The organism is Photobacterium sp. AWH4_225, from assembly GCF_056158405.1.
Genome location: NZ_JBSWTF010000001.1, coordinates 1,252,704 through 1,276,761, shown reverse-complemented (window position 1 = coordinate 1,276,761; position 24,058 = coordinate 1,252,704). Strand labels below are relative to the sequence as shown.

Below are 24,058 nucleotides of genomic sequence, written 5' to 3'. Positions count from 1 at the left end.
TAAATTAGCAATAGCAGTTAGCCAGACTTGTCTAGAGGTAGCACGTTACAGAACAGCTCTCTTTCGTATTGATGCTCCAACTGCTCGCGCCAAGGTTTGTTCGCCACAGGGATCAAATAGAAAGTCTCTCGTGATGTATCAGTGACAAATGCCATACCATGCTGCATGAGTTCATAATGGATGTCGTTTACAAATCCTAGCGAAAAGCTCTGACGTCCCGTCAACTGGTTTATGTCGTCCCTAGTTAAACTCACGCCTTGGTCTTCGTTAGCGAATCGAACGCGCAACCAGTCGGAGAACTCCCTAGCACTTATCATTGTCATAAACTCGCCTCCGCATAACACATCTTGAAAACCAAGACGTTACTGATAGGTGTCTATTTATAATAAGTTATAGCAGAGATGAGACATAACGACAGGAGAATGCAACACGTTTATCATTGAGATGCAATTTAGCGCATTTTTGAGACAGTGTTACAAACGTTGCAGGAACGTTTTTTTTAGAGGAATTGTCGGGGAAATAAGAAGAGAGGGTAATACCCGCCCCTGATAGCATCAGGAACGGGCCTGGCTGTAATTCCAAAGCTGGCTCGAATCACTCTGTATCACACAGTGTGCTCCGCAGCAGAGGAATTAAAGTGCTTTGTAAAGCACCTTGTTGCCCGCCAGTTGGATGCGCTCAACCAAACCTTCTTCGGTCAGTTTTTTCAGCGCACCAGTAGCCCAAGAAGCCGCTTTGGTGTCTTCCTGGCCAGCTTCAAGACCAATACCTTTCGGATTGATACCTTCTGCGTTCTTAACAACAATATCCAGCACTTGCTGCTGTTTTGGAGTCAAAGACACTTTCGCTGCAACTGGTGCTGCCGCTTCTACTGGCTTCTGCTCTTCAACAACAGGTTTCGCCGCTGGAGCAGCTTTTACTGTTTCTGCAGTTGGTGCTTTTTTCACAACAGCCTTCACTGCTGCTGGTTTTGCTTCAACTACTAGGCCTTTAATGCGCTTTTGTAGTTTCAGCTGAACTTTACGTTTGTGAGAGATTCTCATTAAATTTCCTACTCCGTTGCACTACTTTCAGTCACCACCATTCATCAACCTGAAAACAGAACAGGCCGATACTTCCAGCGGGAAAAAGTAAGCGCGTGTTATACCAAGGATGTCAGAGAAATGCCAGCGAACGGTTATTTCATCCTCAACAAAAGATGATTTTACTCAAAAATAAGCGACCACCTCTCATTTTTGACTATTAACTCCGAACAGAAAAAAGCTCGAAATAAAAAGATGTTATAGAAATTTGCGGGGATTTTTCTCCATCTTCGCCTAACATCTGGATAAATACCCATATGCAATTAAAGAAGCATACCCCATGATAATTTCACATCTTGAGTGATCGTTTTTGCCATTTCGACAATACTTAAGGTGATCAAATCAGCTCGGTATCGGCAATGCGCGAAAGTCTGAAAACCCGGTATATCACTACCGGCATCACCCCCTACCAAGCGAACCTGTTTATTGCAGGTATTGCCGGCTTCGTTGTCGCCACACTCATAGGCTTGGTTTTCCCCGATGTCGCCCCACCAGTGGTTGCTATCTTGCTAATAGGCGCCTGTATCATGATGCTGGTTGGCTATAAGTACTCTCAAGGTCCCGAACTTTCTTTTACCCTGACTTTCATGCACATCCAATTTCACAGCCATTGCGGAGGGTGGTTAGCACGCTGGAAAAATATCGACAGCATTTCTCAAGCCAGTATTGCCAAAGACGGTTGGCTCCAACCCGTGCCTTGGGTTGGGGTCCGACTCAAAGACTACGAAGAATTCATTGATTCTATTTGTCCGCGAGTCGCGACAAAAATCCTCATTGACCAGCGCATCCTGCTAATCATGGCCCATAAAGGCATTGATAACCCACCATATGAGATAGAAGACATCATGTTTGATGATCAGCACTATACCACCCTATCCGGACATACACTCAAGGGCTTGCAAGCCATGCTTGCCAACCGGATGCACTATAACCGTGAGCTTATCGGTTACGATTTTTTTATCTCGGAAGACTTCCTCGACCGCCCTGCCGCCGATTTTGCCGGCTTGGCAAGGCGATATCTCGCGGCCAGCTAAATCGCCAAATACCGGAATTACGCTGTCGCCGTCTCTGGCGCAGACTGCGCTTTTAAAAACGGCATCAGTAATAAGCCGATCACCCCTGCCGCGATGGAAATCACCACAAAGAACCCCGTCCAGTGGAAATATTCCATCACTAATGCCAACGGGTAACCCGCCAATGCAGCCCCCATGTAAGCAAATAAGCCAACAAAACCTGTGGCTGCCCCGACAGAGTCTTTATGCGAACACTCTGCTGCAGCCATACCGATCAGCATTTGAGGGCCGAAGACAAAGAAGCCCACCGAGAAAAAGCATCCTGACAAAAGGGCGAAATTTTTCACTGGCATCAGCCAAAGAGCAGCCACCGATAGGAAAATACCGATAGCAAAGATGACATTCATCGGCCCTCGGTTACCACCAAACAAGCGGTCTGATCCCCAGCCAGCCACCAATGACCCAACAAAACCACCAATCTCAAACAGCGACAGCGCCATATTGGCTTGGATCAAGCCGTAACCCTGCTGCTCACTGAGGTACAGGTTACCCCAGTCATTGATTGCGGTCCGTACCACGTATACCAGCACATAGCTAAAAGCCAGCAGCCAAATGTATTTATTGCTCAGTACGTATTTTCGCAGGATCTCCCGTGAGCTGAGGCCAAATCCCTCTCGCTCATGGGTCAACTCAAGCCTGTCTTGGCGCCACTCACCAACAGTGGGCAAGCCCAGGGAAACGGGCTTGTCCCGCAACCGCCAACACAGTACTGCCCCAATCACTACAGCGACGACACCCGGTACAATAAAGCCCAGTCGCCAGCTGTAGTGCAAGGTCAGGTAACCCACCAGCAGCGGGATCATGGCCCCACCGACATTGTGGGCCGTATTCCATATAGACCACCAGAAACCACGCTCCGAACGGGAATACCATGTAGTCATCAACTTCGAGCAAGGTGGCCATCCCCAGCCCTGGAACCAGGCATTACAAACCCATAGCGTCATCAGCCACCACAGAGAATCGGCAAAACCGAACATGATGTTCACCACCCCGGTAGCCATCAGGCCAATGCCCATAAAATAGCGAGGGTTGGAGCGATCGGAAATCACCCCAGAGAGAAATTTAGAAGCGCCATAGGTGATGTAGAACAAAGTGCCCATCATACCGATGTCGGATTTATCCAAGCCGAGGTCGACCAGCATGGTCGGCATGGCATAGTTGAAGTTTTTGCGGGTAAAGTAAAACACCGCATAACCAACATACATGGTCAGCATGATATGCAAACGCCAATAGCGATAGCGCGCATCGACATTGTCAGATTGGCGTTCAGCCTCTGGTGTGGGTGGAGACTTTACGCTCCCTAACATCGGTGATTCCACTATTACGTTCTCACTTCAATTAATTTCAAGCAGCTACACAAGGCTTGCTCAAAGCACAGGCAGTTGAATGGCGATACGGGTTCCTGTCTGCGAGCCTGAGGTATGGCTTTCCACCTGGATTTCGCCACCAAGGGCTTCGACCCGCTCGCGCATTCCCTGAAGACCAAAGCCTTTTGAAGACATCTGCATCACTTGTTCAACACTGAATCCACGTCCATCGTCCTTGACGGTTAAAGCCACCGCCTCGGTACCGAGTACAAAAGTCAGCTCAAGCTCACTGGCACGGGCATACTTAACCACATTGTTCATCGCTTCCTGGCAAAGACGGTACAAGGTTACGCTCAGGGTATCGCTTAGCATTTCCGGCTCTCGACCGTTACAGTGCCACTTGATCGTCGCCTTGATCCCCTGTGCCTCGCACTCCAAATCCCTGATTAATTGCTCAAGTGAATCCGCCAGCCCCATGTCATCGAGGGACTTGGGCCGCAACTGACTTAACAAGCCTTTAGTAGTGTCATAGATATTCAGCGAAAGGTTTTCGATCATCCCAGCGCAGTTGGCTCCGACAGGCGTGGTTTCGACCCGCTGGATAATAGATGCCTGGGTGCGGATAGCGGTAATGTTCTGGCCGATTTCGTCATGGAGCTCGCGGGCTATGTCACGCCGCACCGACTCTTCGGCTTTGACCAATTGACGGGAAAGACTGTGGTTGCGGTTTAGCTGTAGCCGCAGTTGCTGATTGAGCTCACGCTGACGCTGGATCCCCATCCCCAGCAAAATACCGGTCAGGCTTTGCGCCGAGAGCGACAGCAATAAGTCGGTGACCTCAAGATCACTCCCTGTGCTACGGGCAGCAATCAGCGCCACACTGTTGAGCAAGGTACCCAGCAAGGCGCCCTGCCAACCGTAGCGGAATGCCAACAAAATAATCGGAATAGCCAAACAAAAAGGAGCAAATCGACGCATTTCATCCGGCAGGCCAAGTTGCAATGCAATGCTGGCGATGAACAATCCGGCGTAAAGAAAGATATGCCTGACCCGCAATGCAACCGGACGGGATACCAGATCGACGGTCAGTGGGATCCAAGCCTGCTGAAACAGGTAACTCCAAATCAAGTAACAGCTTGGTACCAACATCAAACCGCCGGTCACACTTACCAGCAGCACCATCCAGCTATGATCACTGAACCAACCGGAGATAGCGACATTGAGTAACGCCGCCAATCCAATGACTGTCCCCATCACACACAGGCGACGGATCTGAGAGCCATAGTATTGTCCATGGGCGAGCCATAGCAGCGGTACACTCGCGATGCTGGCACACAGAGCCGATCCCCATAATGGATTCCCTACCTGCGGAGCCAATGCCAGCATCAACCCCCATTCGGCTCCATATACCGCACCCCAGTATTTCTTCGGGCAATGTAAGGCAATCCCCATCCGCAAGGCGAAAGGGAACAGGAAAACAGCCAACTCAGGGTCGAGAGTAAAATAGGAAGCAATGGCCCAAAGGCAAAACCAAGCACAGGTTATCAGCAACCACCCGCCCAACGTGGTCAGGGCAAATTTGCGCACTACAACACCTCGGTGTCGAAATGCTTGGCAAGCTCAACGTTGTTCTTGGCACCCAACTTGTCCATCGCATTAGCGCGATGAACATGGATTGTCTTGTGGCTAAGGCCGAGCTCGGTGGCTACGGCTTTGACATCCAAACCGGTCGCCAGCAACTCGCCAACCTGACGTTCACGCTTGGTCAATTGAGAGACCGAAGCAGCCGTTTTCGAGGTTGTCGCCAGCTTGATAGCAATATCCGGTGTAAGATAACAGCCACCAGCCGCTGCTGTTCTGACGGCCTGTACCAGTTCGTCCGGGCTACAGCGTTTGCTCAGGTATCCCCTAGCGCCTACCTCCAACGCCTTTTCGACTACCGATGGACTATCGTGGACGCTAAGCATGATACAGGCTATCCCTTCAGGTAAATCAGCCAACAGGGACAAACCGCTTTCATCCGGCATTGATATATCGAGAATACAGACATTGGCCTGACTGCCCGGCAGACCTTGGCGGGCATCTTTGGCGGAACCGAATTCGCCCACCACATTGATGTCATCTTCCAACATCAGTAGCTGCGCAAACCCAGACCGCACAATGATATGGTCATCAACCAAAGCGACGTTGATCATTTTTTATCCCCCAAGGCGAAAAAGAGGCATAAACTACCTGTTCAGCCCTGCCGAGACAAGGCTGAAATGTAATTAATCAAAAATAGTACTGAAGCAACACAATACTTGTACTTAGAACCTAAATCACAGATATAAAAAAACTGCCCGCAGGCAGTTTTTCATTGAAAGCATCTCGTGAAATCGATTAAGCCGTTTCTAGCTCAAGCTGCTTTTGCTGACGCTTCTCGCGGCGGATCTTCTTTTCTTCTGCAAAGGCAACAAACAGCAGTAGGACAATACACACCGCTGCTGAAGTATCCAATGCAGCAAAGGTGCCTTTCCAGCCTGTCAGGCCAAAGATTGGCGTACCATCAGCAATCATACCTAGACCCAACTTGGCAAAGCTGTCACCAATCAGGTAAGCAAAGGTACCCTTGATACCGTCGGCAACACTGATTGCTTTCTTCGGTACGAAGCCAACTGCTGCCACACCGATAAGAAGCTGAGGACCGAAGACCAAGAAGCCAAGTACGAACAGTGAACCTAGGTACATGTACTCATTGGTTGCATGCTGGTAGAACTCAAGGCAGAAGATAATCAACACCAGTGACACACACGCAACGATGGCACGGCGGCCGTTCGCCAGGTCAGACAGGTAACCCCACATCAGCGTACCGACTAGCGCACCCACTTCGAACAGGGTGAAACCAGAAATCGCGGTTTCTTTTGAAAGACCAAGCTCTTGGTAAGCATATACCGTTGACCACTGATCGATACCGATACGTACGATGTACAAGAAGATGTTGGCAAAACACAGTAGCCAGATGATCTTGTTCTTCAGGACGTACTCCATGAAGATTTCACGCTTGGTCATCTGGTTCTCTTCAGCGCTGATATCTTCTTCGCTGATCTCTTCACCAAATAATTCTTCGGCTTTACCCAGACCGTAAGCTTCCGGTGAATCACTACCAAAGCGCAGACCCAAGAAGCCCACGACCAATGCGATGATTGATGGGAAGATGAACATACCAATCACGTGGCCGTCGAACAGATAGTTAGCACCAAACAGGGCTACACCTGCCGCACCCGCACCACCCACGTTGTGGGACATGTTCCACAGGCCTAGGTAAGTACCACGCTTGTTACGCGGTGTCCATTTGGTGATGGTCGAGTAACTTGATGGGCCACCGGTACTCTGGAAGAAGCCGCTCAGTCCGTAGAAAGCAATCATCATGAACAGGCTGGCGCTTGAGCCACCCATGCTCACACTGAAGCCCAGCATCGCGATACCGGAAAGAATCAACATGAAAGGAAGAAACTGTTTGGTGTTCTTTCCATCGGCATAATATGAAACAACAGTTTTACCAATACCGTAGGTAATGGAGAAGCCCAGACCGATCAGACCCAGATCTGTCATCGACAAACCGTAGGTAGAAATCATGTCGTTCTGAGCAACGTTGAAGTTTTTACGGATCAGATACATGGTCATGTAGCCAATGAATACAACCAGGTAAGATTGCATAAATGGCTTGAACCACATTTTACGGCGCTCTTCTACAGGCAGATCCAGCGTTGGCTTTCTGACCTGATCAAGGAGTTTAAGCATGTGTCACCCTCAATACTTTTTCGACGTTATTTGCAGCAGTTGCTGCTGGTTCTGTTCTTCTCCTGCCGAATAGGGTCTGTTGAAACTTCAAGGGACGCTGTAAACCACGCCTAAAAGCCTAAAGCTTCAACAGCCCCTACTCGCCAGATAAGCAAACTGCAAGAAGACCATTGGCAGGCATTGTAGGGAGACGAATAAGGACAGGCTTGAGAACCGGACTTAGGACAGTTAGGAATTTTTCCTAATTCCAGCCAAAGTGAGGAAGAAACGTGAAAGTAGTCACAAAATTTCCATGGGAAAAGGAAACAGGAATCTGTTGAGGGAGAGAAAGCAAACAGCCCAGAATAGTCTGGGCTGCGAAAATCATTAGTACAACGGCATCTCGTCGGCTACAAATGGGTTAGACACACGCTCGCTGCCAAAAGTCGAACTCGGGCCATGTCCCGGGATAAAGGTCACTTCATTGCCAAGTGGCCATAGCTTGCCTTTGATGGAATCAATCAACGTCTGGTAATCCCCTTTCGGGAAATCAGTACGACCGATACCGCCTTTGAACAGCACATCACCAACAAACGCTACGTTAGCGTCTTTGCTGTAAAGCACCACGTGGCCTGGAGTGTGGCCTGGAGTATGCAGCACAGACAGCGTCTGGTTGCCTACGGTTACCGTATCACCTTCATCTAACCACTGGTCTGGATCGAATGCTTCAGTCATCGGGAAGCCGAACATCTCACTCTGACGAGGCAGACCCTGAAGCCAGAAAGCATCTTCTTTGTGCGGCCCAACCACTGGAATACCCAGCTCTTTTGCCAACGGCTCAGTGCCACCTACATGGTCCAAATGACCGTGGGTCAAGATCAGCTTAGTGACAGTCAGTCCCAATTGCTGCGCTTTCTCTTTAAGAAGGTGGATATCACCTCCCGGATCAACCATTGCCGCTTCCTTGGTTTCATCACACCAGATGATGGAGCAGTTTTGCTGAAACGGAGTGACCGGCACAATTTCAAATTGAAGACTCATTGATAATTCCTAGCGATTTCAGTTCTTGCCGCAGGATAGCAAAAACAACAGGGCAACAACAGTGGGAAGCAACAGGGAGTGGAAGACACAGGGTTGAGTCCAGAAACAGCAAAGCCGACAGCTACCAAGAGAGGGAGGAAGTGTCGGCTTTGTAATTATTCGGTTTGTTTTAAGCGCTCGCTAGTTGGACGGTTAACCGTTCCAGCGGCGTACAGGGCCCGTATCAATATGCACGAACCCACTACGTGGGTAATATCCTACACCACCTAGGCGTAGTTCAAGTGCGGCATTACGAATTCGTGACAGAGAGACACCTTCTAGATTGAAGTCGATTGCCTGACCTTTCATATGATAGCTCTTTGTCGCGACTCCGCCATTCTTCTGCAATGCTTTATTGGTCGCTGGCGAACGGTAGCCTGAAATAATACGTACTTGGCCTTTATGGCCTAGCCCTGCTTGAATCTCAGTGATCGCATCGAACAAACGGCGATCCATATGGGCAACTTCGTTGCGTCTGAAGTCACGGCAGATATGGTTAATTTTCTGCAGCTCTTCTTTGACATACAGCTTGCCATTGAAATATTCACTTTCAAGGTTTTCGCTGGTATGGATATTGTGCAACGAGATCTGGCGAGCACTCCCTGCTTTATATGGACTTGCTACTACCCAGCTCGGCAGTAAGCATGCCCCAAGCGCAACTCCACCAGCAGCCAGAAGCTGACGGCGCTTGTAATCAATTTCAGACATAACTCAACAACAACTAACTTCAGGCCTACTCCAGGCACAGTAACGCAACCCCAACCGGGCTCCCTTAATGGAGGAGCAAGATAACGTTCAGATATTGTTCAGTCAAACCTTGAAATGACAAAAAACAGGCAGCTTTTTGACCAAAAGCTGCCTAATTATTGACGTGAAAGCATTTTATTCAGTGTAAAGAGATGTAAATAATTCTTGGTTTTGCGACATCGCGACAAACTTGTCATAGTCGTAAACATCATTGCGATAGTTTACCAAGCCCTCATTATCGACCCATGCGGTCTGGTAGATCACCTGTATCTTGACCTTGTTGGACAAGCCAACTGTCTTGGTTTTCGTACGTGCCTTAAGCTGGTTGACTCTTTGCTCTGACACTCCCGAATGGTTCAACAGGATCATCGCCAAATTACCCGCCTGCTCTACCCTGACACACCCGGAACTGAATGCCCTGGTCTCTTTGGCGAACAAGCTCTTGGCTGGGGTATCGTGCAGGTAGATAGCATGGTCATTAGGCATATTGAATTTATACAGACCCAAAGCATTTTTCCGCCCGGGCTTTTGCCGCAACCGATAAGGGAACTGTTTGGCATTGACGATGCGCCAGTCGATGGTATGGATAGGTATTTGCTCAGAGCTCTGCCAGCTTCTGATCACGGCAAAGCCATTACGGTGCAGGTACCCTCTGTCTCTTCGTGCCTTAGGCAAGATATCCTTGCGCATGATTGACATCGGCACATTCCAGTATGGATTGAACACCACAGACGAAACATTGGTAGTCATCAACGGAGTCCGGCGACTTGGCCTGCCCACTATGACTTTACTGTCCAGCACATGCCGGTCATTGAGCCATAGGCTAAGCTCGTAATTGGGAATATTCACCACCAGTAACGACGAAGCATCAGAAGGCCATAAACGGGTACGCTGGGCATTGAGCGCCAAAACCCGAATGCGTGACTGCGGCGATATCGCCAGCCATTGCCGGGTTTGCGGACCAATCACGCCATCTTCCTTCAAGCCATGGCGGCGCTGAAAGCTTTTCACCGCATTAGCCATATCAATGTTGTAAGTACGAACGCCGGCAGCCCGGATCTGGTCTGCTTCGAAATCACGTAGGTCACCAAGCTGTTCAAGAATGGAGATCAACGCATCAGGATCCCTCAGCCTGGTGCCGAGCCGGATGATCCCTGGCTGGTAGAACCCCGGCCAGCTATCACTGGCGGCAGGCTCAAGGGCATCAATCGCCAAAAGCAACCGGGTATAGTTTTCATCATCGGGTTTGAGGCTGTTGACATAGAAGCGCAACCGCTCAGTGTCTATCGCGTTATATAGCCGTGATAAGGTCGCCTCGGAGGGCATCGGCAGCTTAGGATCAACCCCTGCGCCAAACAGCCAGCCTTTGCCATAGGTTGGGATCCCTTCTACATAACTCATGTAGGCAAACAAGGTATCAGTGGCCAACAAATCATATTGGCGCCAGTCGTTTGCTTGTTTGTAATGTTTGAGTAGGGAATAGCGGCGGTTGAAATCACTACTGATATTCGACAACACCACCATACGTAACTGCTGCTCGAAATCACTGGCAGTGAAGGTATCCTGCCATAGCGGAACAAAGCCAATACTCTGGTACAGATCGGCCAACTCATCCACATAGCGGATAGCCGCTATATCGTTGGCGACTTCATGTACCCATTGACGGGCTTTCTTCTGCTGCAGGATATCATCAGAAAACTGCTGCTCCAGCTGATCTCTTGCAGATAAAGGCTGTACTGGCCAGGTTTCTTCTTCGGCATGGTTCACCTGAGAGAAGACACACATCAGGACAAGCCCCAGACGACTGAGCTTTAACATTACCAACTGACTCCTCATTGCCGTTATCATAATTATGGCAAGTTTGATGTATAACGGACTAAATTTAGCCGTCACTGCCAGTTGGTAATGTTTCAAATCCTGACACCTGTCAGGATATTTGACATATTTTGTTATTATTGGGACAACAATCTACCAGCACCATTTTGGTGCTTGAACGCTTCCTTAAAAATTTTACAGAATATTCCAATGGTTATCCCACATCACGGGGCTCTGTACTGACGTCATTTGCTGCGATGGACTAATTGATAGGACTTTTCCGGCTCCCGAGCCAACTAACCACTTTCCATCCTTGACACCAACTCCAGAAGCATCAACCAGAGGCCGCAGTTCAACCAGCTCACGGCTGTCCTCTTGCCATATTCCATAACAATTGCCTCGTGGTGAGGTTGCCAGTAAATAACCATCAAGGCTGGCAATACTGGCAATGTAATGATTGAACCTGAGCCACTGCTCTTCCTCGGCCAATAGCGGTTTGAGAACTTCGCCTTCTCCACGACGGTGCAACGCAACCAAAGGTGCGGCATCTACGGGCAATCCTCGATACTGCTGTCCGCAGGCAATCTCTCCGGTATCCGTCACACTCAAGTGGCGGATACTGAGCTGCTTGTCAGCCAATACCGCTTTGTCGACGATTTCACCTGTTGCCCGATCAAGGTAGACCAAAGCCGGTTGCATCGAATCCAAATTCAGAGGTGTCCGCCCTCGAGTGTGTACCCCGCCGACACCCACCGCTAGCGTTTGCTCATCCGCCAGAACCACTTCATGCGGGCCTATCCCAAATCCGCTGAACTCAGCGACTTTTTTAAGCTTCGCTGATGCTGAGCTACCGACCTCATACACACCGATGATCCCCTCGCTGGTTTGACGAACCCCTTCAGTGGTGTACAGCAGTTTGCCATCGGGCGAAAACATCCCATGACCATAAAAATGCCGGTCGTAAGGAGCGGTATAGATTGGCCATGCCTGCCCGGTGCGATAATCAAAGACTTGCAAATAACTACCAGGCCGGCGGCTAAACGCTGCTGCCAAGTTACCGTTTGGCTGCAAGGCTACCCCATGGCCACGATCTGGCAGGGGCAATTGATAAAGCGGCAGTCCATTGCTATCTGCCACCACAACACCAAAACGACCATCTGAATGGCGGCTGCAGCCAATAATGGTTGCCTGCGATGAATCGATCTTATTGTCCAAGGCACTTGGTTGAGCATGACTACAACCTGTCAGGACACTAGTCGTCAATGAACCACCCGCCACAACGGTAGCCAAGGGGCGCAGCGCAACGCTGCCCAAAGCGCCCAGCAACAACCGGCGCCGTGTTTGATCAGTCACCATCGGTTGCATTGAACCCCACAACGATTCCCAGCTCCGGTGCCACTTCGTCCTGCAGCGTCCACTTTATATATTCCAACCCATTAAAAATTGAAATCAGTTGGCGATATCCCTCTCTGCTTTTCAGCATGACAGTCATCGACGGCTCGGCAGGCCAGCTTGCCAATAGGTTGGCAAACTGCTCTGTCAGGCGATCGGCGGTTCCGGCATACCCTTTATCGCGGAGCAATTGATCCAAACCTTGCCCGTTAGCAATGTACAACTGCTGCATCGCCGCCACGCTGGCCTTGAGGTTGACCATCGAGGTGCCCGAGCGCCATGACTCTGCCTGATAGGGTTTAGGGTGCCCAGGCTTGCCCATTGGCCGTTGCAGTTTTTTGATGCTGTAATCCAGCTGGTTATTCAAGGCTCCGAGGTATTCACCTAGAGCTAGTTCAGGCGTCATCGCTTGCCATGGATCAGCTTGCCAAGCGTTCACCAATGCCTTACCACTTTGATCGATATAGGCAGTTACCGCCTCAGCCAATTGGCAACCGGCTTCTGTCTTCAGAGCCTGTGGTTGTTCATAGAGAAACCACTCTGCCGCTCCCAAGCCCTGCACAGCAACACTTTGACTGGCTAAATCCGAAGCACTCCAAGCTGTATCTTGTTTTAATAACTGACCGAGCTTACGCCCAGTGGTATTTTTCTTGTCTGGCCAAAACTGAATTTGCCAGCTGAGAGCCAGCGCTTCTTCGCTACCCTTTTCACGGCCCTGAAATACCATCCAGCTTTGCATAGTCTTCGTCCAAGCCAACTGCGCGGTTTCTAGTTCTTCGTCGTTTCCTTGCGCACAGAGCGTTGCCATTGCGTTGTTCAACTCGCTTGTTGCCGAATAGAACTGGCTGGCAGCACTGAGGTGCTGCTGGTGAATGGCTTCGCTAGTACCAACCACATCGCTTTTGCAACCAACCAAAATAGCTGCCGACAACATCGACAGGACAATTACACGTTTGTTCATCTCTATCTAGCTCCTAGAGCGAATGAAGAAAAGAGACTAACGCCTCTCGGTCTGTTTTCGAAAGAGACACAACCTTATCGCGGCTCATCTGCGCTTCACCGCCGTGCCACAGAATCGCTTCCATCACATTGCGAGCCCGGCCATCATGAAGCAAATTAGTATGACCGTTAACTTCCTCGGTATACCCCAAACCCCATAGCGGAGCTGTTCGCCATTCTCGACCATTGGCAAGATACTCACCGCGGTTATCCGCCAAGCCTTCACCCATGTCATGAAGCAAAAGATCGGTATAAGGGTTGATCAACTGTTCAGACAAGGCTGGAGTATCAGTACTTTTGGCAGTTGTGATTTGGGTAACATGGCAACTTTGGCAGCCAACTTCGGCAAACAACGCCTCACCTTTAATGACTTGAGGGTCACTCACGTTACGCCGAGCAGGAACAGCCAAGTGGCGGGAATAAAACTCCACAAAGGTCAGTACATTTCGACTCACTTCAGGCTTGCCGCCATTGGGCAACTGCTCACAAACCTGTTGCAGGTCAGAGCAATTCTCTGCCGGGAATAGCTCACTGGTCAGCCCAAGATCGCCATTGAACGCAGCGGCATTTTGCTGCATCAGGCTAGGTTGTCCGGCTTTCCAACCAAAGCGACCAACGGCAAAACCCTGCGCTTCGACATCCCACACCCGGTTTAACTTGCCGGAGATCCCTTGTTCTGCTGCCTGCTGCTCCCTGGCAATCTGCTCTAATGTTTGCTCCGGGATCAGCTCTAGCAGCCCCAGGCCAATCATGGGTGGAGCGACACGGGCCGACATCATCACCTGCGGGTGCATCGGGCCATAATTTAAATCGGTGATGGCCAACTGCGGCTTTCGCAGCATGATCACTTCGCCATCAGCCACGGTTACTGGTACATCTTGGTAGGTCAGATTAATTTGGCCTTCGGGCTTGGCACCTGATAGTGAGAAGTCCTGTAACTGTCCGCCATAAATGGGATCGGGAATCACTCCGTGTTTGATAATGGCTTGTTTCTGCTCGGCGGTTTGCGCCGGAATGCTCAAGCGGACCAGCATAGATACGGCGTTGCTGTCCCCTTGCTCTGGCGGATGGCCTCGGCCATCTTTGATATGGCAGTTCTGACAACCATTGGTATTAAATAGAGGACCCAATCCATCACGGGCATCAGTAGTAGCAGGCGCCTGAACCCAAGGGTTACGGAAAAAACTGTTACCCACGCTAAAATCAAGCCGCTTGGACAGCGGTAGGTTGGCTGCAGGGAGGGAAAAGGCATTAGCACCCTTTTTTCTGACGGTCGTCTCGCCACCCGACTTCATAGCCAAGATATCTTCTGCCGATAACGGGCTGTCTTTGGCTTGTGCTGCAGAGAAAGAAATCAATGTTGATAGCAGCAATCCGGCTGCTTTAAACGTGAAAGGCAACTTCATTATTCATCGCTCGAGCTGTAATTATAATGATCACGAAAGGGCTCTTTCGAGCCCTTGGTCATTTGAGGGGGTTGACCAGAATTAGAACTGGTGATCCGCGGTATCTGGGTTCAGGTTGCTGATGCCGATGATTGACGCAGCTTGCTCAATGCTGGCTGTCTGCTTAACCAATGCCATGATCGACTCATTCACCAATGCATTACCTTTTTGGTTACCAGCAGCAATCAGCTGATCAAAAGCTTGATCTTGCTTTTCAGCAGACTCAACCAAGGTGTATACCTGGCTGCGGGCACGATCGAAATCAGCCTGAATTGCTATAGCCGCTTGCTTGTCTTTGCTCGCAACTAGGTCGTGAATGCTTGGGCCTGATACCAAAGTACCGTTCACTCGCATGTAGGTACCGGTGTAGACGTTGTAGATGCCCTGCTCATTGTAGTAATGAGAGTTGTGGGTGTTGTCAGAGAAACAATCGTGCTCGTCTTCCGTTGAGTTCGCTTCCAGTGCCACTTTCATGCGCTCACCGGCCAGTTCACCCAAAGACAGTGAACCCATACCAAATAGCATCTTACGCAGACCGTTATCCGCTGAATCTGCCATTAACTCGGCACGGTAGTTATCTTTCACTTCCGGAGACCATTGCTGGGTCATCCAGCTCAAGTCGTTTTGCAGCAATACAGACGCAGCTTTAAGGTAGTCACGGCGGCGCTCACAGTTACCATTGGTACAGTCTTCACCGTAAGCGAAATCCGTATACGCTCGCTGACCGGCACCGGATTCTGTCCCGTTCAAATCCTGCCCCCACAACAAAAACTCAATCGCGTGGTAACCTGTTGCCACGTTCGCTTCAGAGCCACCAATTTCATTCAGATCAGCCAAAAGCTCCGGTGTGATTTTTGATGTATCAACCTGCTGATTACCCACCTGTAATGATTTGTTAGCAACAATATTCGCATTGGCACCTTCATTGCCCAGCTCATATTGGTAGTCATCGGCTACGTAATCGATCAAGCCTTCATCCAGCGGCCAAGCATTAAGCTGACCTTCCCAGTCATCAACCACCGCGTTACCAAAGCGGAACACTTCAGATTGCTGGTAAGGAACACGGGATGCTTTCCACGCTGCACGGGCTTTATCGAGGGTCTCTTGGGATGGCGAAGCGATAAAGGCATCAATAGCCTTGTCCAGACCTTGTGCTGTGGTCAGTGAATCACTGAATACACTGTGAGCAAGATCGGCATAGTGGGAAACGACCTGATCTTTAGTTACAGCTGTAGCATTTGCCATGGCAGGTACCGCCAAGATAGCAGCCATAATCAAATTACGAGAAAATTGAGTCTTCATTATTTTTCATCCATGTGAAAGCTGTTTTATAACCACTAACGATAACGAAAGTGAGAATTATTTTTATTCCAATAATGATAACTAAGATTGTAAGGAAATGTAAACACCTTTTGCTAAGCATTCGATTGCTGCTATATCCAATGACAAATCAGATCGAGACAACATTATGAAAAGTAAGGCTTCCAACTTTGGTCCGTTTGTTGTAATTTCGCCGAGCACTATTTAGGAGAGTAATATGGACAAGCACGAAGAAGTCTTGATTGCCCTGCGACAAATCATCCGAGCCATCGATCTGCATTCGCGCAAATTGAATAAACTGGCTGGTTTGACAGGCCCGCAGCTGGTATTGATGCGCGCAATACGCGATTCCGGCGAAGTGACTATCCGTCAGCTTTCCAATAATACCAATATGAGCCAGGCGACCGCGACCACGATCCTTGATCGTTTGGAAAAGCGTAGTTTGGTGATCCGTGAACGTAGCAAACTGGACAAGCGCAAAGTCCACGCCTATCTCACTGATGAAGGTAAAGAATTATTAGCGAAAGCACCGCCTCCTCTACAAGAGGACTTTGTTGCCCGCTTCCAGCGTTTGGAGGAATGGGAACAGTCGCTACTGCTATCTTCCGTACAGCGCATTTCTTCGATGATGAATGCCGAGCACCTTGATGTGGCCGCGATGCTAGAAACCGGTAGTATTACCAAGCAAGAAACCGACCGCTAACCGGCACCAATTGAAGGAATATCGCGCTTGCTACTCGAAGGCATTGAAACGTTATTGGTACTGGCCCAAGAAGGCACCATGAGCAAAGCAGGCAGCCGGCTTTACCTCAGTCAGAGTGCGATCAGCAAGCGTATTGCTAAACTGGAGCAGCGGATCGGCAAGAAGCTGATTGAACCGGATGGCCGTCGGATCAAACTGACTGCCGACGCTTTGCAGCTCATTGCTGCGGTCGAGCCGGGATTCAAGGCCCTTAAAGGGCAGATTTTTGATCAGCTCGATGTCAATGATCGTACCGTTATCCATTTAGCCTGCTCAGAAACCCTGGTTGCAGGCTATCTAGCGCCAGTAATGGGCGGTTATATCCAGCACGATCCCTACCTTGCCATCAGCACCCACCACACCCCCATCATTGTAGAGAAGGTGCAATCAGGCGATGCCGCTGTAGGGTTTTGCGCTGGTCACTTGCCTCCTCAGCATGGGTTGGCGGTTACCCACTTGTTCGACGAACCGTTTTCGGTTGTTAGCAGAGAAAGGCTTGACCAACAGCCGAGCCAGTTGCTAGTCAATGACTTGAAAAACCCAGCCAACGCCAATCAGGTCAGTTCTTTACAGAAAGCTGCTATTGCCCCTTACATGGAAATGGACTCTTATACGGCTGCTGCACAGCTGGCCTTGAGTGGCGTCGCAGCGGCGCTGGTACCCATTTCGATCGTTAATACACTCAAAATTGCCCATCACCACTGCCACCATTTTCCATTTCTGGATGCACTAACGCGCCCGGTACAGCTATGCTATCGCCAAAGCAGTCTCCAAGCTCCCCGAACACGTAAGCTTATTGAAACCATTGCGGGTTCTGTTCAACTAACAGTTTAATAGCCATACACATTGAGGTAATGACGACCATCGGCCGGATCAACTTCCGCCCCTTGGAAATGACCACTTTCGCTCCCATACGCGCGCCAATAAACCCACCAACAGCCATGATGATCCCAATCTCCCATACCGGCAGGCCTGCAAAGATAAAAAACAATAAGGCGGCAAAGTTAGAAGTGAAATTCAATATCTTGGTTCGTGCCGTGGCCTCCACCAGTCCGAACTGGGCAATCGCGACAAAGCAGATGGTATACAATGCACCCGCTCCCGGACCGAAGAAACCATCATAGAAACCAATACTGGTACCAACACTCAAAGCAAAAAGGTTCTCAGACATCTTTGGCTTACCGCCACCTTGCCCGACCTGAGGGGCAAACAAGAAATACAGCGAAATACAAACCAACAGAATGGGGATCAACTGCGTTAGCACACCGGCATCAATACGCTGGACAAGCTCTGCGCCAGTGGCGGCGCCAATGAAGGTAAAGATAATCGCATTGCGCATCTCACCCAAACTGACCAAACCATTACGGACAAAATACAACGAGGCAGAAAAGCTACCAAATGAACCCTGCAGTTTATTGGTCGCCAACGCCTGGGTTGGCGGTACGCCTGCGGCAAGCAAAGCGGGTACAGTCAGCAAACCGCCACCTCCGGCAATTGCATCAATGAAACCTGCTAGACCAGCGACTAAAAACAGCAGTCCCAATACTTCTAATGACAACTCCATGTAGACATTTCTCTTTCGTTAAGTTCTTGAGTTCTTGAGTTCTGGGGCTGGAAAATACCATCTGTACCTATCATCGAACAGCGAAACGACGGACCACAACCCATTCCAGTTTGGAATTGGTTAAACAAAGATCACAAAAAGCCCAATGCATAATGTTAAAAAACATAATAACTTCTGCGTAATTAATAACCTTTTGACGATGCTATTTTGACCAAAAACACTGAAATCTATTGTCGTCTGTTAACCCTGTCCCAGTTTATCGGCTTCGCCTATGCCGATTCGGTATTGAAAAGCAATATTTGGCATTTAACAGCTCTTTTTCGTTTGCGCACCATACCCACAAGTAATTCAAGGTTTTATCATTTCAAACGGACAGGAAAATTATGTTAGTAGTAATAGAGCTGTTGGTCGTATTAGGCTGCATATACTGGGGACTCAAAATGGGCGGGCTCGGAGTCGGGCTTGCTGGGGGTTTAGGGTTGGCAATTCTCACCCTAGGCTTTGGCCTTGAACCGAGCGCCCCTGCCGTCAACGTCATCTTGATCATCATGGCGGTGGTAACCGCGGCATCGACTATGCAGGCCGCGGGCGGGATGGATTGGCTGGTTCACCATGCTGGCAACCTGATGCGCCGTAACCCGAAATACATCTGCTTTCTGGCACCGATGATCACCTGGCTGATGACCATCATGGCAGGAACTGGTTACACAGTGTTTTCAACCTTGCCGGTGATTTCTGAAGTCGCCAAAGAGATCGGTGTGCGCCCTTCTCGGCCTTTGGCAGGTGCTGTGGTGGCCTCACAGGTCGCGATTTCCGGCTCCCCTATTTCCGCCGCAATGGCAGCTATGATTTCAATCATGGAGCCAATCGGTGTCAGCTTTCTGGAAATTATGGCAGTCTGCCTACCTGCGTCTTTCATCGCTGCGATGGTCGGTGCCTTCATTGCGTCACGCCAAGGCTGCGAGCTAAAAGATGACCCTGTTTACCTCACCCGCCTACAGCAAGCCCAAGATCAGAAACAACAGCAAAACCTCACCCTTGAACCGAAAGCCAAATACTCGGTTATGCTGTTCCTGCTTGCGACCATTGCCATTGTGTTTTATGCCGCATTTCCTGTATTGCGCCCACATTTTGCCGATGGCAGCATGATGTCGACCCGCGATATCATTATTGTGTCGATGTTCGCCGTTGCTTGCTTGATGGTTCCGATGTGCAAGGTTGATCCGGAGAAGATCATCCGTACCACCACATTCCGCTCAGGTATGAGTTCTGTGGCGGTTATCCTTGGCATTGTCACTATGGGCTCAACCATGGTGAACGCCTACCTTCCTGAAATCAAAGAATTTGCTGGTTCATTGTTGCAATCCTACCCGATGCTACTATCACTGGTGCTATTCGGTACTTGCACTTTACTTCTTTCACAAGGCGCGACAACACCACTGATCATCCCGTTGGCTCTGAGCCTGCAGGTACCGCACTGGGCGATCCTAGCTTCATTCGTCGCGGTTACCGGGGTGTTTGTTCTTCCTACCTATCCAACATCGCTGGCAGCCATAGAGTTCGACTCCACCGGTTCAACCCGAATGGGCAAGAATATCTTCGACCACCCATTCTTGATGCCTGGCTTGATTGGTGTGGCGGTATCAACTGTATGCGGCTTTTTGCTGGCCCCTATGATTGTGTAATAGGTAATAAACAGGCCACTAGAAAAAAGCGAAGCGCCATTTGGCGCTTCGCTTTTTCATTTTTATTTGTTCACGGTTAGACCTGCTTTTCAGCATGTAGCCGCAATGCCTGCCACACTTGCTCGCCCGCAGGGTGCAAGCGGGCTTGATAGCGATAGGCGTAGTAAGTGATCGGGAGGCGCAGTGACTCATCACCGAGTATCGCCACCTTGCCATTTGCCAAGTCCTGCTTGATGGCATAGTCCGGCAACCATGCCACACCAAGCCCTTGTAATGCCAATGTCTTGAGCAAGTCTGTCATGGAAGATGAAAACACAGGGTGTAAGTTCACTTGCTCCCTGACCACTTCAACTTGCCGCCCCATGTATGAGCTCGGACTATAGGCAAGCCAAGGAACTTCAGAGTCCGGGGTAATGTTGTAGAGCGGTTTACCAGCCTCATCACAGGCACAAACAGGCAATAGCTCAGCTTGGCCAACTTGCAATGACTGGTAAGGTGGTAGGCGCAACAGCTCATCATCGAAGGCCAACAGAATATCACAGCCCCCTTCTTGAAGTTCTTCAATGGCTTCATCGACATCGATCGCCTCGACGCTCAATATCGGCTTATGCTTGCCGGCCATCAACTCCGATTGAATCGACGGCACTAGACTGGTTGCCAACGAGTGGGCTGCCGCCACCCGGACATTATTGCCGCCCAACTTGGATAGATCAGATAGCTGACCAATACCATCCATCATTTGGTTGATCAAAGTACGGGCAGTAATACGGAACAACCGCCCGCTGGCGGTCAATGCAACTGGCGTCTTGCTGCGGTCAATCAACTCTGCACCGACCGTCTGCTCCAGCGCCTTGATACGCCGGCTAAATGCAGGCTGGGTAACATTGCGTTTTTCTGCGGCCAGCGAGAAATTCCTCACTTCAGCCAACACCAAAAAGTCTTCCAACCACTTACTTTCTATGTTCATAACGGTACAACACGTTTTTCCCTAACCTCGGCTGCGGCAGTATAACGAACCCATTAGCACATACAGAGCTGTTTCAAGCCACTCAGATCACAAATTCAGCATCTCCCCATACCGATTATGCATAACCGGCTCAGCAACGGCATTTCTCACCACCACCTCACTCCCCTATAGTGAACTCAGTGGAAAATACTGTAGGAACAATAAGATGAGCAGGAAATTAGGTATATTGGGCGGAATGGGGCCACTAGCCACTGTCGAGTTCATGCAAAAAATCATCGCGCAGACACCAGCCAGCAGCGACCAACAACATATTCCTATGCTGGTTAGTAATAACCCGCAAATCCCTGACCGTACCGCTTTCCTGATCAGCAACGGCGATGATCCCTACCCAGCTCTGAAGCAAGGCATGGAGCAACTCGAACAGGCTGGGGCCGAATGTATCGTCATGCCATGCAATACCGCCCATTATTGGTACCCTCGATTGAGCAATACCTGCCGGGTGCATATGATCAGTATTCTCGATAGTGTGGTCGATGAAGCTAAACAGCGTGGCTACACAAAAGTGGGGATCATGGCCACTTCCGCGACCATGACAACGAGGATGTACGAGACGAAGCTGGCTCAAAAACAAATTGCTGCCGTTGCCCCGGAACAAGACCAGCAACAAGCCGTGATGGATGGCATCTATGCCGTTAAAGCTGGAGATGTCAAACAGGGTCACCAGTTAATGAAACCGGTATTTGATTCCCTGCTAGAACAAGGTGCTGATGCTGTTATCCTGGGGTGTACCGAGATCCCCGTCGCCCTGGCTGAAACCGTGTTTAACCAGCCAGAGCAATGCCTCGACTCGCTCAATATCTTGGCAAAAGCCTGTATTGACTGGGCAACGGCTGACACTGCCGAGCTCGTAGCTTAACAAACTAAAAACTAGCAATCACAAGCACGTCAGTTGGCTAGACGAAAGGCAAGTGGTTACACAAACGAAACAATAGTATCCAGCCACTGGGGGTGGTCTTCGGCCAGTAGCTTCACTGCCATGACCATGGACACTGTCACCACCAATGGGCGGATTAATTTTCGCCCTTTGGTCACGACCACCTTCGCACCTAACCTTGCACCGATAAAGCCGCCTAATGCCATCACTAAACCGATTTCCCACACTGGCAATCCGGCAGCGACAAAAAACAGCAGTGCAGCAAAGTTAGAGGTAAAGTTAAGCACCTTGGTTTTAGCCGTCGCCTCGACAATGCCCAGCTGGGCGATGACCACAAAACAAACGGCAAACAGCGAGCCAGTACCCGGACCAAAGAAACCATCGTAAAAACCTATCCCGGTACCAACGGTCAAAGCAAACCCCGCTTGGCTTAGCTTTGGCTTACCGCCACCTTCGCCTGCTTCAGGCGCAAACAGGAAATACAGTGCAATCACCACCAGCAGTGCCGGGATCACCTTGGTGAGTGTACTGGCATCCATATACTGGACAAGCAAAGCGCCTGCGGCAGAGCCAACAAAGGTGCACAAGATGGCCAAACGCATCTCGCTTAGTTTGACCAAGCCATTGCGAACAAAATAGAGGGAAGCCGAAAAACTACCGAATGAACTTTGCAGCTTATTGGTCGCCAAAGCCTGAGCAGGAGGAAGCCCTGCCGCAAGTAAAGCGGGTACTGTCAGCATACCACCGCCGCCAGCAAGGGCATCAATAAAGCCGGCAAGGCTAGCAACCAAAAACAAAGCCCCGATAATTTCCCAAGAAAATTCCATACAACTTCCAACACAAAATAAAACACAGCGACAAGCAAACGGCCAATGGAGCAAAGCCCCCCAAAGGCACGATAGAATACGGATTGCCAGCAAAAAGAAAAATGAAAATACGGATAGCGACCTATTCCCGTTTTTAATAGGTTGGATTCGCAGAGTCAGTAATTAAATTTCTTTATAGAAAAGGAATACGCCATTTTGTCGTTATTTTACAAACATTGCAGCGCGGGAGCACCGGCAGGTTATCTAGCCTTTTGCTTATCACTGGCGAAACAGCGGCAGATTTAACCACAGCATTAGTGCAGGGATACAAAATCATTGTTTCCAAAAGTTGATTAATCACTTTTCATCTATTCAACTGTGCGATTCATAAGTGACTATTTTAATTATAAATAGCTCTTGATGTTGATTTTTTCATTTCCTTTAGCCGGCCAAATTTGCCTTGATTAGCGTATTTATAGCTATAAAAAAGCGTAGCGCAAAGGCTGCGATTCCCTACAATATTCTTCCTATAACACCATTTCGTTACACCCTGTAAACAAAATTACAAAGAGTGAAGCGTTAGCCTGCTAGCCACTTCACCCCAAGCACTGGAGCACGTATGAAGGTCAACCTATTCGCCACCTGCCTGTGCGATACCGTCAAGGCGGAAGTCGCCAAAAAAAGTGTATTACTGCTGGAGCAACTCGGCTGTGAAGTCATCTTCCCAGAGCAGCAAGGCTGTTGTGCCCAACCTTCACTCAACTCTGGCTACATCAATGACAGCAAAAAAGGGATGAAAAACCTCATCACGGCCTTTGAAGCCAATGAATACCCAATTGTTTCCCCAGCGGGCTCCTGCGTCGCTTCTATCAAGCGCTACCCGGAATACCTGGCTGATGAGCCGGAATGGGCAATGCGAGCGCAACAGGTCGCCGACCGTTTCTTCGAACTGACCCAGTTTATCGTCAACCAGCTGGATGTGACCCAGCTCGGCGCCAAGCTAAACGGCCGCGCGGTTTACCACCCTTCCTGCAGCCTGATCCGCAAGCTCAATGTACGTGAAGAGCCGATCAAGCTGCTTGAGCAAGTCGACGGGCTGACCCTGCTGCCGATTAACCACCAGGAAACCTGCTGCGGCTTCGGCGGTACCTTCTCCATCAAGATGTCCGAGATTTCCGGCGAGATGGTCAAAGAAAAAGTCGGTCATATCAGCGCCGTCGAGCCTGACTACCTGATTGGCGCAGACATTAGCTGCCTGATGAATATCGGCGGCCGTATCAGCCGCGAAGGCAAGCCCATCAAAGTCATGCACATCGTCGATGTGCTGATGAGCCGCTGAGG

Annotated in this window: 22 protein-coding genes; 6 read left to right on the top strand and 16 right to left on the bottom strand. The window is 49.8% G+C overall.

Translation table 11 applies throughout. The features are described from left to right. Positions 1-17: 17 nt before the first annotated feature. Both ACXAD4_RS06235 and ACXAD4_RS06230 read right to left on the bottom strand, forming a co-directional pair. A complete protein-coding gene (locus tag ACXAD4_RS06235; RefSeq protein ID WP_317520959.1) occupies positions 18-323 on the bottom strand; it encodes a hypothetical protein in 306 nt (101 codons plus the stop codon). A 309-nt stretch (positions 324-632) separates the two neighbouring features. Beyond that, a complete protein-coding gene (locus ACXAD4_RS06230) occupies positions 633-1,043 on the bottom strand; it encodes a MarR family transcriptional regulator (protein ID WP_317520958.1) in 411 nt (136 codons plus the stop codon). Positions 1,044-1,441: 398 nt separating this feature from the next. On the opposite strand from ACXAD4_RS06230, the gene ACXAD4_RS06225 reads away from it, so the two are divergent. Beyond that, positions 1,442-2,116, top strand: a complete 675-nt coding sequence (locus ACXAD4_RS06225) for a DUF2982 domain-containing protein (RefSeq protein WP_475239666.1) — start codon at positions 1,442-1,444, stop codon at positions 2,114-2,116. A gap of 17 nt (positions 2,117-2,133) precedes the next feature. Here ACXAD4_RS06225 and uhpC read toward each other — a convergent pair whose 3' ends face one another. From uhpC to ACXAD4_RS06170, 11 genes are all read right to left on the bottom strand, one after another. After that, entirely contained in the window at positions 2,134-3,462 is a 1,329-nt protein-coding gene (uhpC, locus tag ACXAD4_RS06220; RefSeq protein WP_475239664.1) for an MFS transporter family glucose-6-phosphate receptor UhpC, read from the bottom strand. Positions 3,463-3,522: 60 nt separating this feature from the next. Further along, a complete protein-coding gene (gene uhpB / locus ACXAD4_RS06215) occupies positions 3,523-5,049 on the bottom strand; it encodes a signal transduction histidine-protein kinase/phosphatase UhpB (RefSeq protein WP_475239661.1) in 1,527 nt (508 codons plus the stop codon). Then, positions 5,049-5,657: a response regulator transcription factor UhpA gene (gene uhpA / locus ACXAD4_RS06210; RefSeq protein ID WP_317520953.1), complete on the bottom strand. Its 609-nt coding sequence runs from the start codon at positions 5,655-5,657 to the stop codon at positions 5,049-5,051. Before uhpA ends, uhpB begins: the two co-directional genes overlap by 1 nt. 184 nt (positions 5,658-5,841) lie before the next feature. Beyond that, entirely contained in the window at positions 5,842-7,242 is a 1,401-nt protein-coding gene (uhpT, locus tag ACXAD4_RS06205; RefSeq protein WP_475239658.1) for a hexose-6-phosphate:phosphate antiporter, read from the bottom strand. Between the two features lie 366 nt (positions 7,243-7,608). Then, entirely contained in the window at positions 7,609-8,262 is a 654-nt protein-coding gene (locus ACXAD4_RS06200) for an MBL fold metallo-hydrolase (RefSeq protein ID WP_475239655.1), read from the bottom strand. Between the two features lie 192 nt (positions 8,263-8,454). Further along, positions 8,455-9,009: a peptidoglycan L,D-endopeptidase MepK gene (gene mepK / locus ACXAD4_RS06195; RefSeq protein WP_107297527.1), complete on the bottom strand. Its 555-nt coding sequence runs from the start codon at positions 9,007-9,009 to the stop codon at positions 8,455-8,457. Between the two features lie 174 nt (positions 9,010-9,183). Continuing rightward, positions 9,184-10,866: a L,D-transpeptidase family protein gene (locus ACXAD4_RS06190; protein ID WP_475239652.1), complete on the bottom strand. Its 1,683-nt coding sequence runs from the start codon at positions 10,864-10,866 to the stop codon at positions 9,184-9,186. Positions 10,867-11,058: 192 nt separating this feature from the next. Beyond that, positions 11,059-12,228: a DUF1513 domain-containing protein gene (locus ACXAD4_RS06185; protein WP_475239650.1), complete on the bottom strand. Its 1,170-nt coding sequence runs from the start codon at positions 12,226-12,228 to the stop codon at positions 11,059-11,061. Further along, complete coding sequence (locus tag ACXAD4_RS06180; RefSeq protein WP_475239647.1) at positions 12,209-13,216, bottom strand: imelysin family protein; 1,008 nt, start codon at positions 13,214-13,216, stop codon at positions 12,209-12,211. Before ACXAD4_RS06180 ends, ACXAD4_RS06185 begins: the two co-directional genes overlap by 20 nt. Positions 13,217-13,229: 13 nt before the next feature. Further along, positions 13,230-14,660 (bottom strand): di-heme oxidoreductase family protein, encoded by a 1,431-nt coding sequence (locus ACXAD4_RS06175; protein WP_475239645.1) that lies wholly within the window; start codon positions 14,658-14,660, stop codon positions 13,230-13,232. Between the two features lie 81 nt (positions 14,661-14,741). Next, positions 14,742-15,971 carry an imelysin family protein gene (locus ACXAD4_RS06170; RefSeq protein WP_475242723.1) on the bottom strand — a complete coding sequence of 410 codons (1,230 nt, stop codon included), beginning with the start codon at positions 15,969-15,971 and terminating at the stop codon, positions 14,742-14,744. Positions 15,972-16,236: 265 nt separating this feature from the next. Between ACXAD4_RS06170 and ACXAD4_RS06165 the strand changes: the two genes are divergently transcribed. Next, the gene (locus tag ACXAD4_RS06165; RefSeq protein ID WP_475239642.1) at positions 16,237-16,722 is read left to right on the top strand and encodes a MarR family winged helix-turn-helix transcriptional regulator; all 486 of its coding nucleotides are present in this window, start codon (positions 16,237-16,239) and stop codon (positions 16,720-16,722) included. Between the two features lie 27 nt (positions 16,723-16,749). Beyond that, entirely contained in the window at positions 16,750-17,595 is an 846-nt protein-coding gene (locus ACXAD4_RS06160; protein ID WP_475239640.1) for a LysR family transcriptional regulator, read from the top strand. Here the strand turns inward: ACXAD4_RS06160 and ACXAD4_RS06155 are convergent. After that, positions 17,555-18,325: a TSUP family transporter gene (locus ACXAD4_RS06155; RefSeq protein WP_475239638.1), complete on the bottom strand. Its 771-nt coding sequence runs from the start codon at positions 18,323-18,325 to the stop codon at positions 17,555-17,557. The genes ACXAD4_RS06160 and ACXAD4_RS06155 overlap by 41 nt on opposite strands. A 383-nt stretch (positions 18,326-18,708) precedes the next feature. Here ACXAD4_RS06155 and ACXAD4_RS06150 point away from each other — a divergent pair, with 383 nt between their 5' ends. Further along, positions 18,709-20,010, top strand: coding sequence for an anaerobic C4-dicarboxylate transporter (locus ACXAD4_RS06150; protein ID WP_475239636.1), 1,302 nt, complete (start codon positions 18,709-18,711; stop codon positions 20,008-20,010). Positions 20,011-20,086: 76 nt separating this feature from the next. On the opposite strand, the gene ACXAD4_RS06145 is transcribed toward ACXAD4_RS06150, so the two are convergent. After that, positions 20,087-20,977, bottom strand: a complete 891-nt coding sequence (locus tag ACXAD4_RS06145) for a LysR substrate-binding domain-containing protein (protein ID WP_475239634.1) — start codon at positions 20,975-20,977, stop codon at positions 20,087-20,089. Positions 20,978-21,182: 205 nt separating this feature from the next. Here ACXAD4_RS06145 and cuyB point away from each other — a divergent pair, with 205 nt between their 5' ends. After that, on the top strand, positions 21,183-21,893 hold the full coding sequence (gene cuyB / locus ACXAD4_RS06140) for a cysteate racemase (protein WP_475239632.1): 711 nt from the start codon (positions 21,183-21,185) through the stop codon (positions 21,891-21,893). 56 nt (positions 21,894-21,949) lie between these two features. On the opposite strand, the gene ACXAD4_RS06135 is transcribed toward cuyB, so the two are convergent. Further along, on the bottom strand, positions 21,950-22,738 hold the full coding sequence (locus ACXAD4_RS06135; protein ID WP_475239629.1) for a TSUP family transporter: 789 nt from the start codon (positions 22,736-22,738) through the stop codon (positions 21,950-21,952). Positions 22,739-23,336: 598 nt separating this feature from the next. Between ACXAD4_RS06135 and ACXAD4_RS06130 the strand changes: the two genes are divergently transcribed. Beyond that, on the top strand, positions 23,337-24,056 hold the full coding sequence (locus ACXAD4_RS06130) for a (Fe-S)-binding protein (RefSeq protein WP_475239626.1): 720 nt from the start codon (positions 23,337-23,339) through the stop codon (positions 24,054-24,056). Positions 24,057-24,058 lie beyond the last annotated feature (2 nt).

Excerpts from the sequence above, each read along its gene's own strand:
- ACXAD4_RS06235 (WP_317520959.1), bottom strand. The coding sequence starts at position 323 with ATGACAATGATAAGTGCTAGGGAGTTCTCCGACTGGTTGCGCGTTCGA.
- ACXAD4_RS06230 (WP_317520958.1), bottom strand. The coding sequence starts at position 1,043 with ATGAGAATCTCTCACAAACGTAAAGTTCAGCTGAAACTACAAAAGCGC.
- ACXAD4_RS06225 (WP_475239666.1), top strand. The coding sequence starts at position 1,442 with ATGCGCGAAAGTCTGAAAACCCGGTATATCACTACCGGCATCACCCCC.
- uhpC (WP_475239664.1), bottom strand. The coding sequence starts at position 3,462 with ATGTTAGGGAGCGTAAAGTCTCCACCCACACCAGAGGCTGAACGCCAA.
- uhpA (WP_317520953.1), bottom strand. The coding sequence starts at position 5,657 with ATGATCAACGTCGCTTTGGTTGATGACCATATCATTGTGCGGTCTGGG.
- uhpT (WP_475239658.1), bottom strand. The coding sequence starts at position 7,242 with ATGCTTAAACTCCTTGATCAGGTCAGAAAGCCAACGCTGGATCTGCCT.
- ACXAD4_RS06200 (WP_475239655.1), bottom strand. The coding sequence starts at position 8,262 with ATGAGTCTTCAATTTGAAATTGTGCCGGTCACTCCGTTTCAGCAAAAC.
- mepK (WP_107297527.1), bottom strand. The coding sequence starts at position 9,009 with ATGTCTGAAATTGATTACAAGCGCCGTCAGCTTCTGGCTGCTGGTGGA.
- ACXAD4_RS06190 (WP_475239652.1), bottom strand. The coding sequence starts at position 10,866 with ATGTTAAAGCTCAGTCGTCTGGGGCTTGTCCTGATGTGTGTCTTCTCT.
- ACXAD4_RS06185 (WP_475239650.1), bottom strand. The coding sequence starts at position 12,228 with ATGCAACCGATGGTGACTGATCAAACACGGCGCCGGTTGTTGCTGGGC.
- ACXAD4_RS06180 (WP_475239647.1), bottom strand. The coding sequence starts at position 13,216 with ATGAACAAACGTGTAATTGTCCTGTCGATGTTGTCGGCAGCTATTTTG.
- ACXAD4_RS06175 (WP_475239645.1), bottom strand. The coding sequence starts at position 14,660 with ATGAAGTTGCCTTTCACGTTTAAAGCAGCCGGATTGCTGCTATCAACA.
- ACXAD4_RS06170 (WP_475242723.1), bottom strand. The coding sequence starts at position 15,971 with ATGGCTGCTATCTTGGCGGTACCTGCCATGGCAAATGCTACAGCTGTA.
- ACXAD4_RS06165 (WP_475239642.1), top strand. The coding sequence starts at position 16,237 with ATGGACAAGCACGAAGAAGTCTTGATTGCCCTGCGACAAATCATCCGA.
- ACXAD4_RS06155 (WP_475239638.1), bottom strand. The coding sequence starts at position 18,325 with ATGGAGTTGTCATTAGAAGTATTGGGACTGCTGTTTTTAGTCGCTGGT.
- ACXAD4_RS06150 (WP_475239636.1), top strand. The coding sequence starts at position 18,709 with ATGTTAGTAGTAATAGAGCTGTTGGTCGTATTAGGCTGCATATACTGG.
- ACXAD4_RS06145 (WP_475239634.1), bottom strand. The coding sequence starts at position 20,977 with ATGAACATAGAAAGTAAGTGGTTGGAAGACTTTTTGGTGTTGGCTGAA.
- cuyB (WP_475239632.1), top strand. The coding sequence starts at position 21,183 with ATGAGCAGGAAATTAGGTATATTGGGCGGAATGGGGCCACTAGCCACT.
- ACXAD4_RS06135 (WP_475239629.1), bottom strand. The coding sequence starts at position 22,738 with ATGGAATTTTCTTGGGAAATTATCGGGGCTTTGTTTTTGGTTGCTAGC.
- ACXAD4_RS06130 (WP_475239626.1), top strand. The coding sequence starts at position 23,337 with ATGAAGGTCAACCTATTCGCCACCTGCCTGTGCGATACCGTCAAGGCG.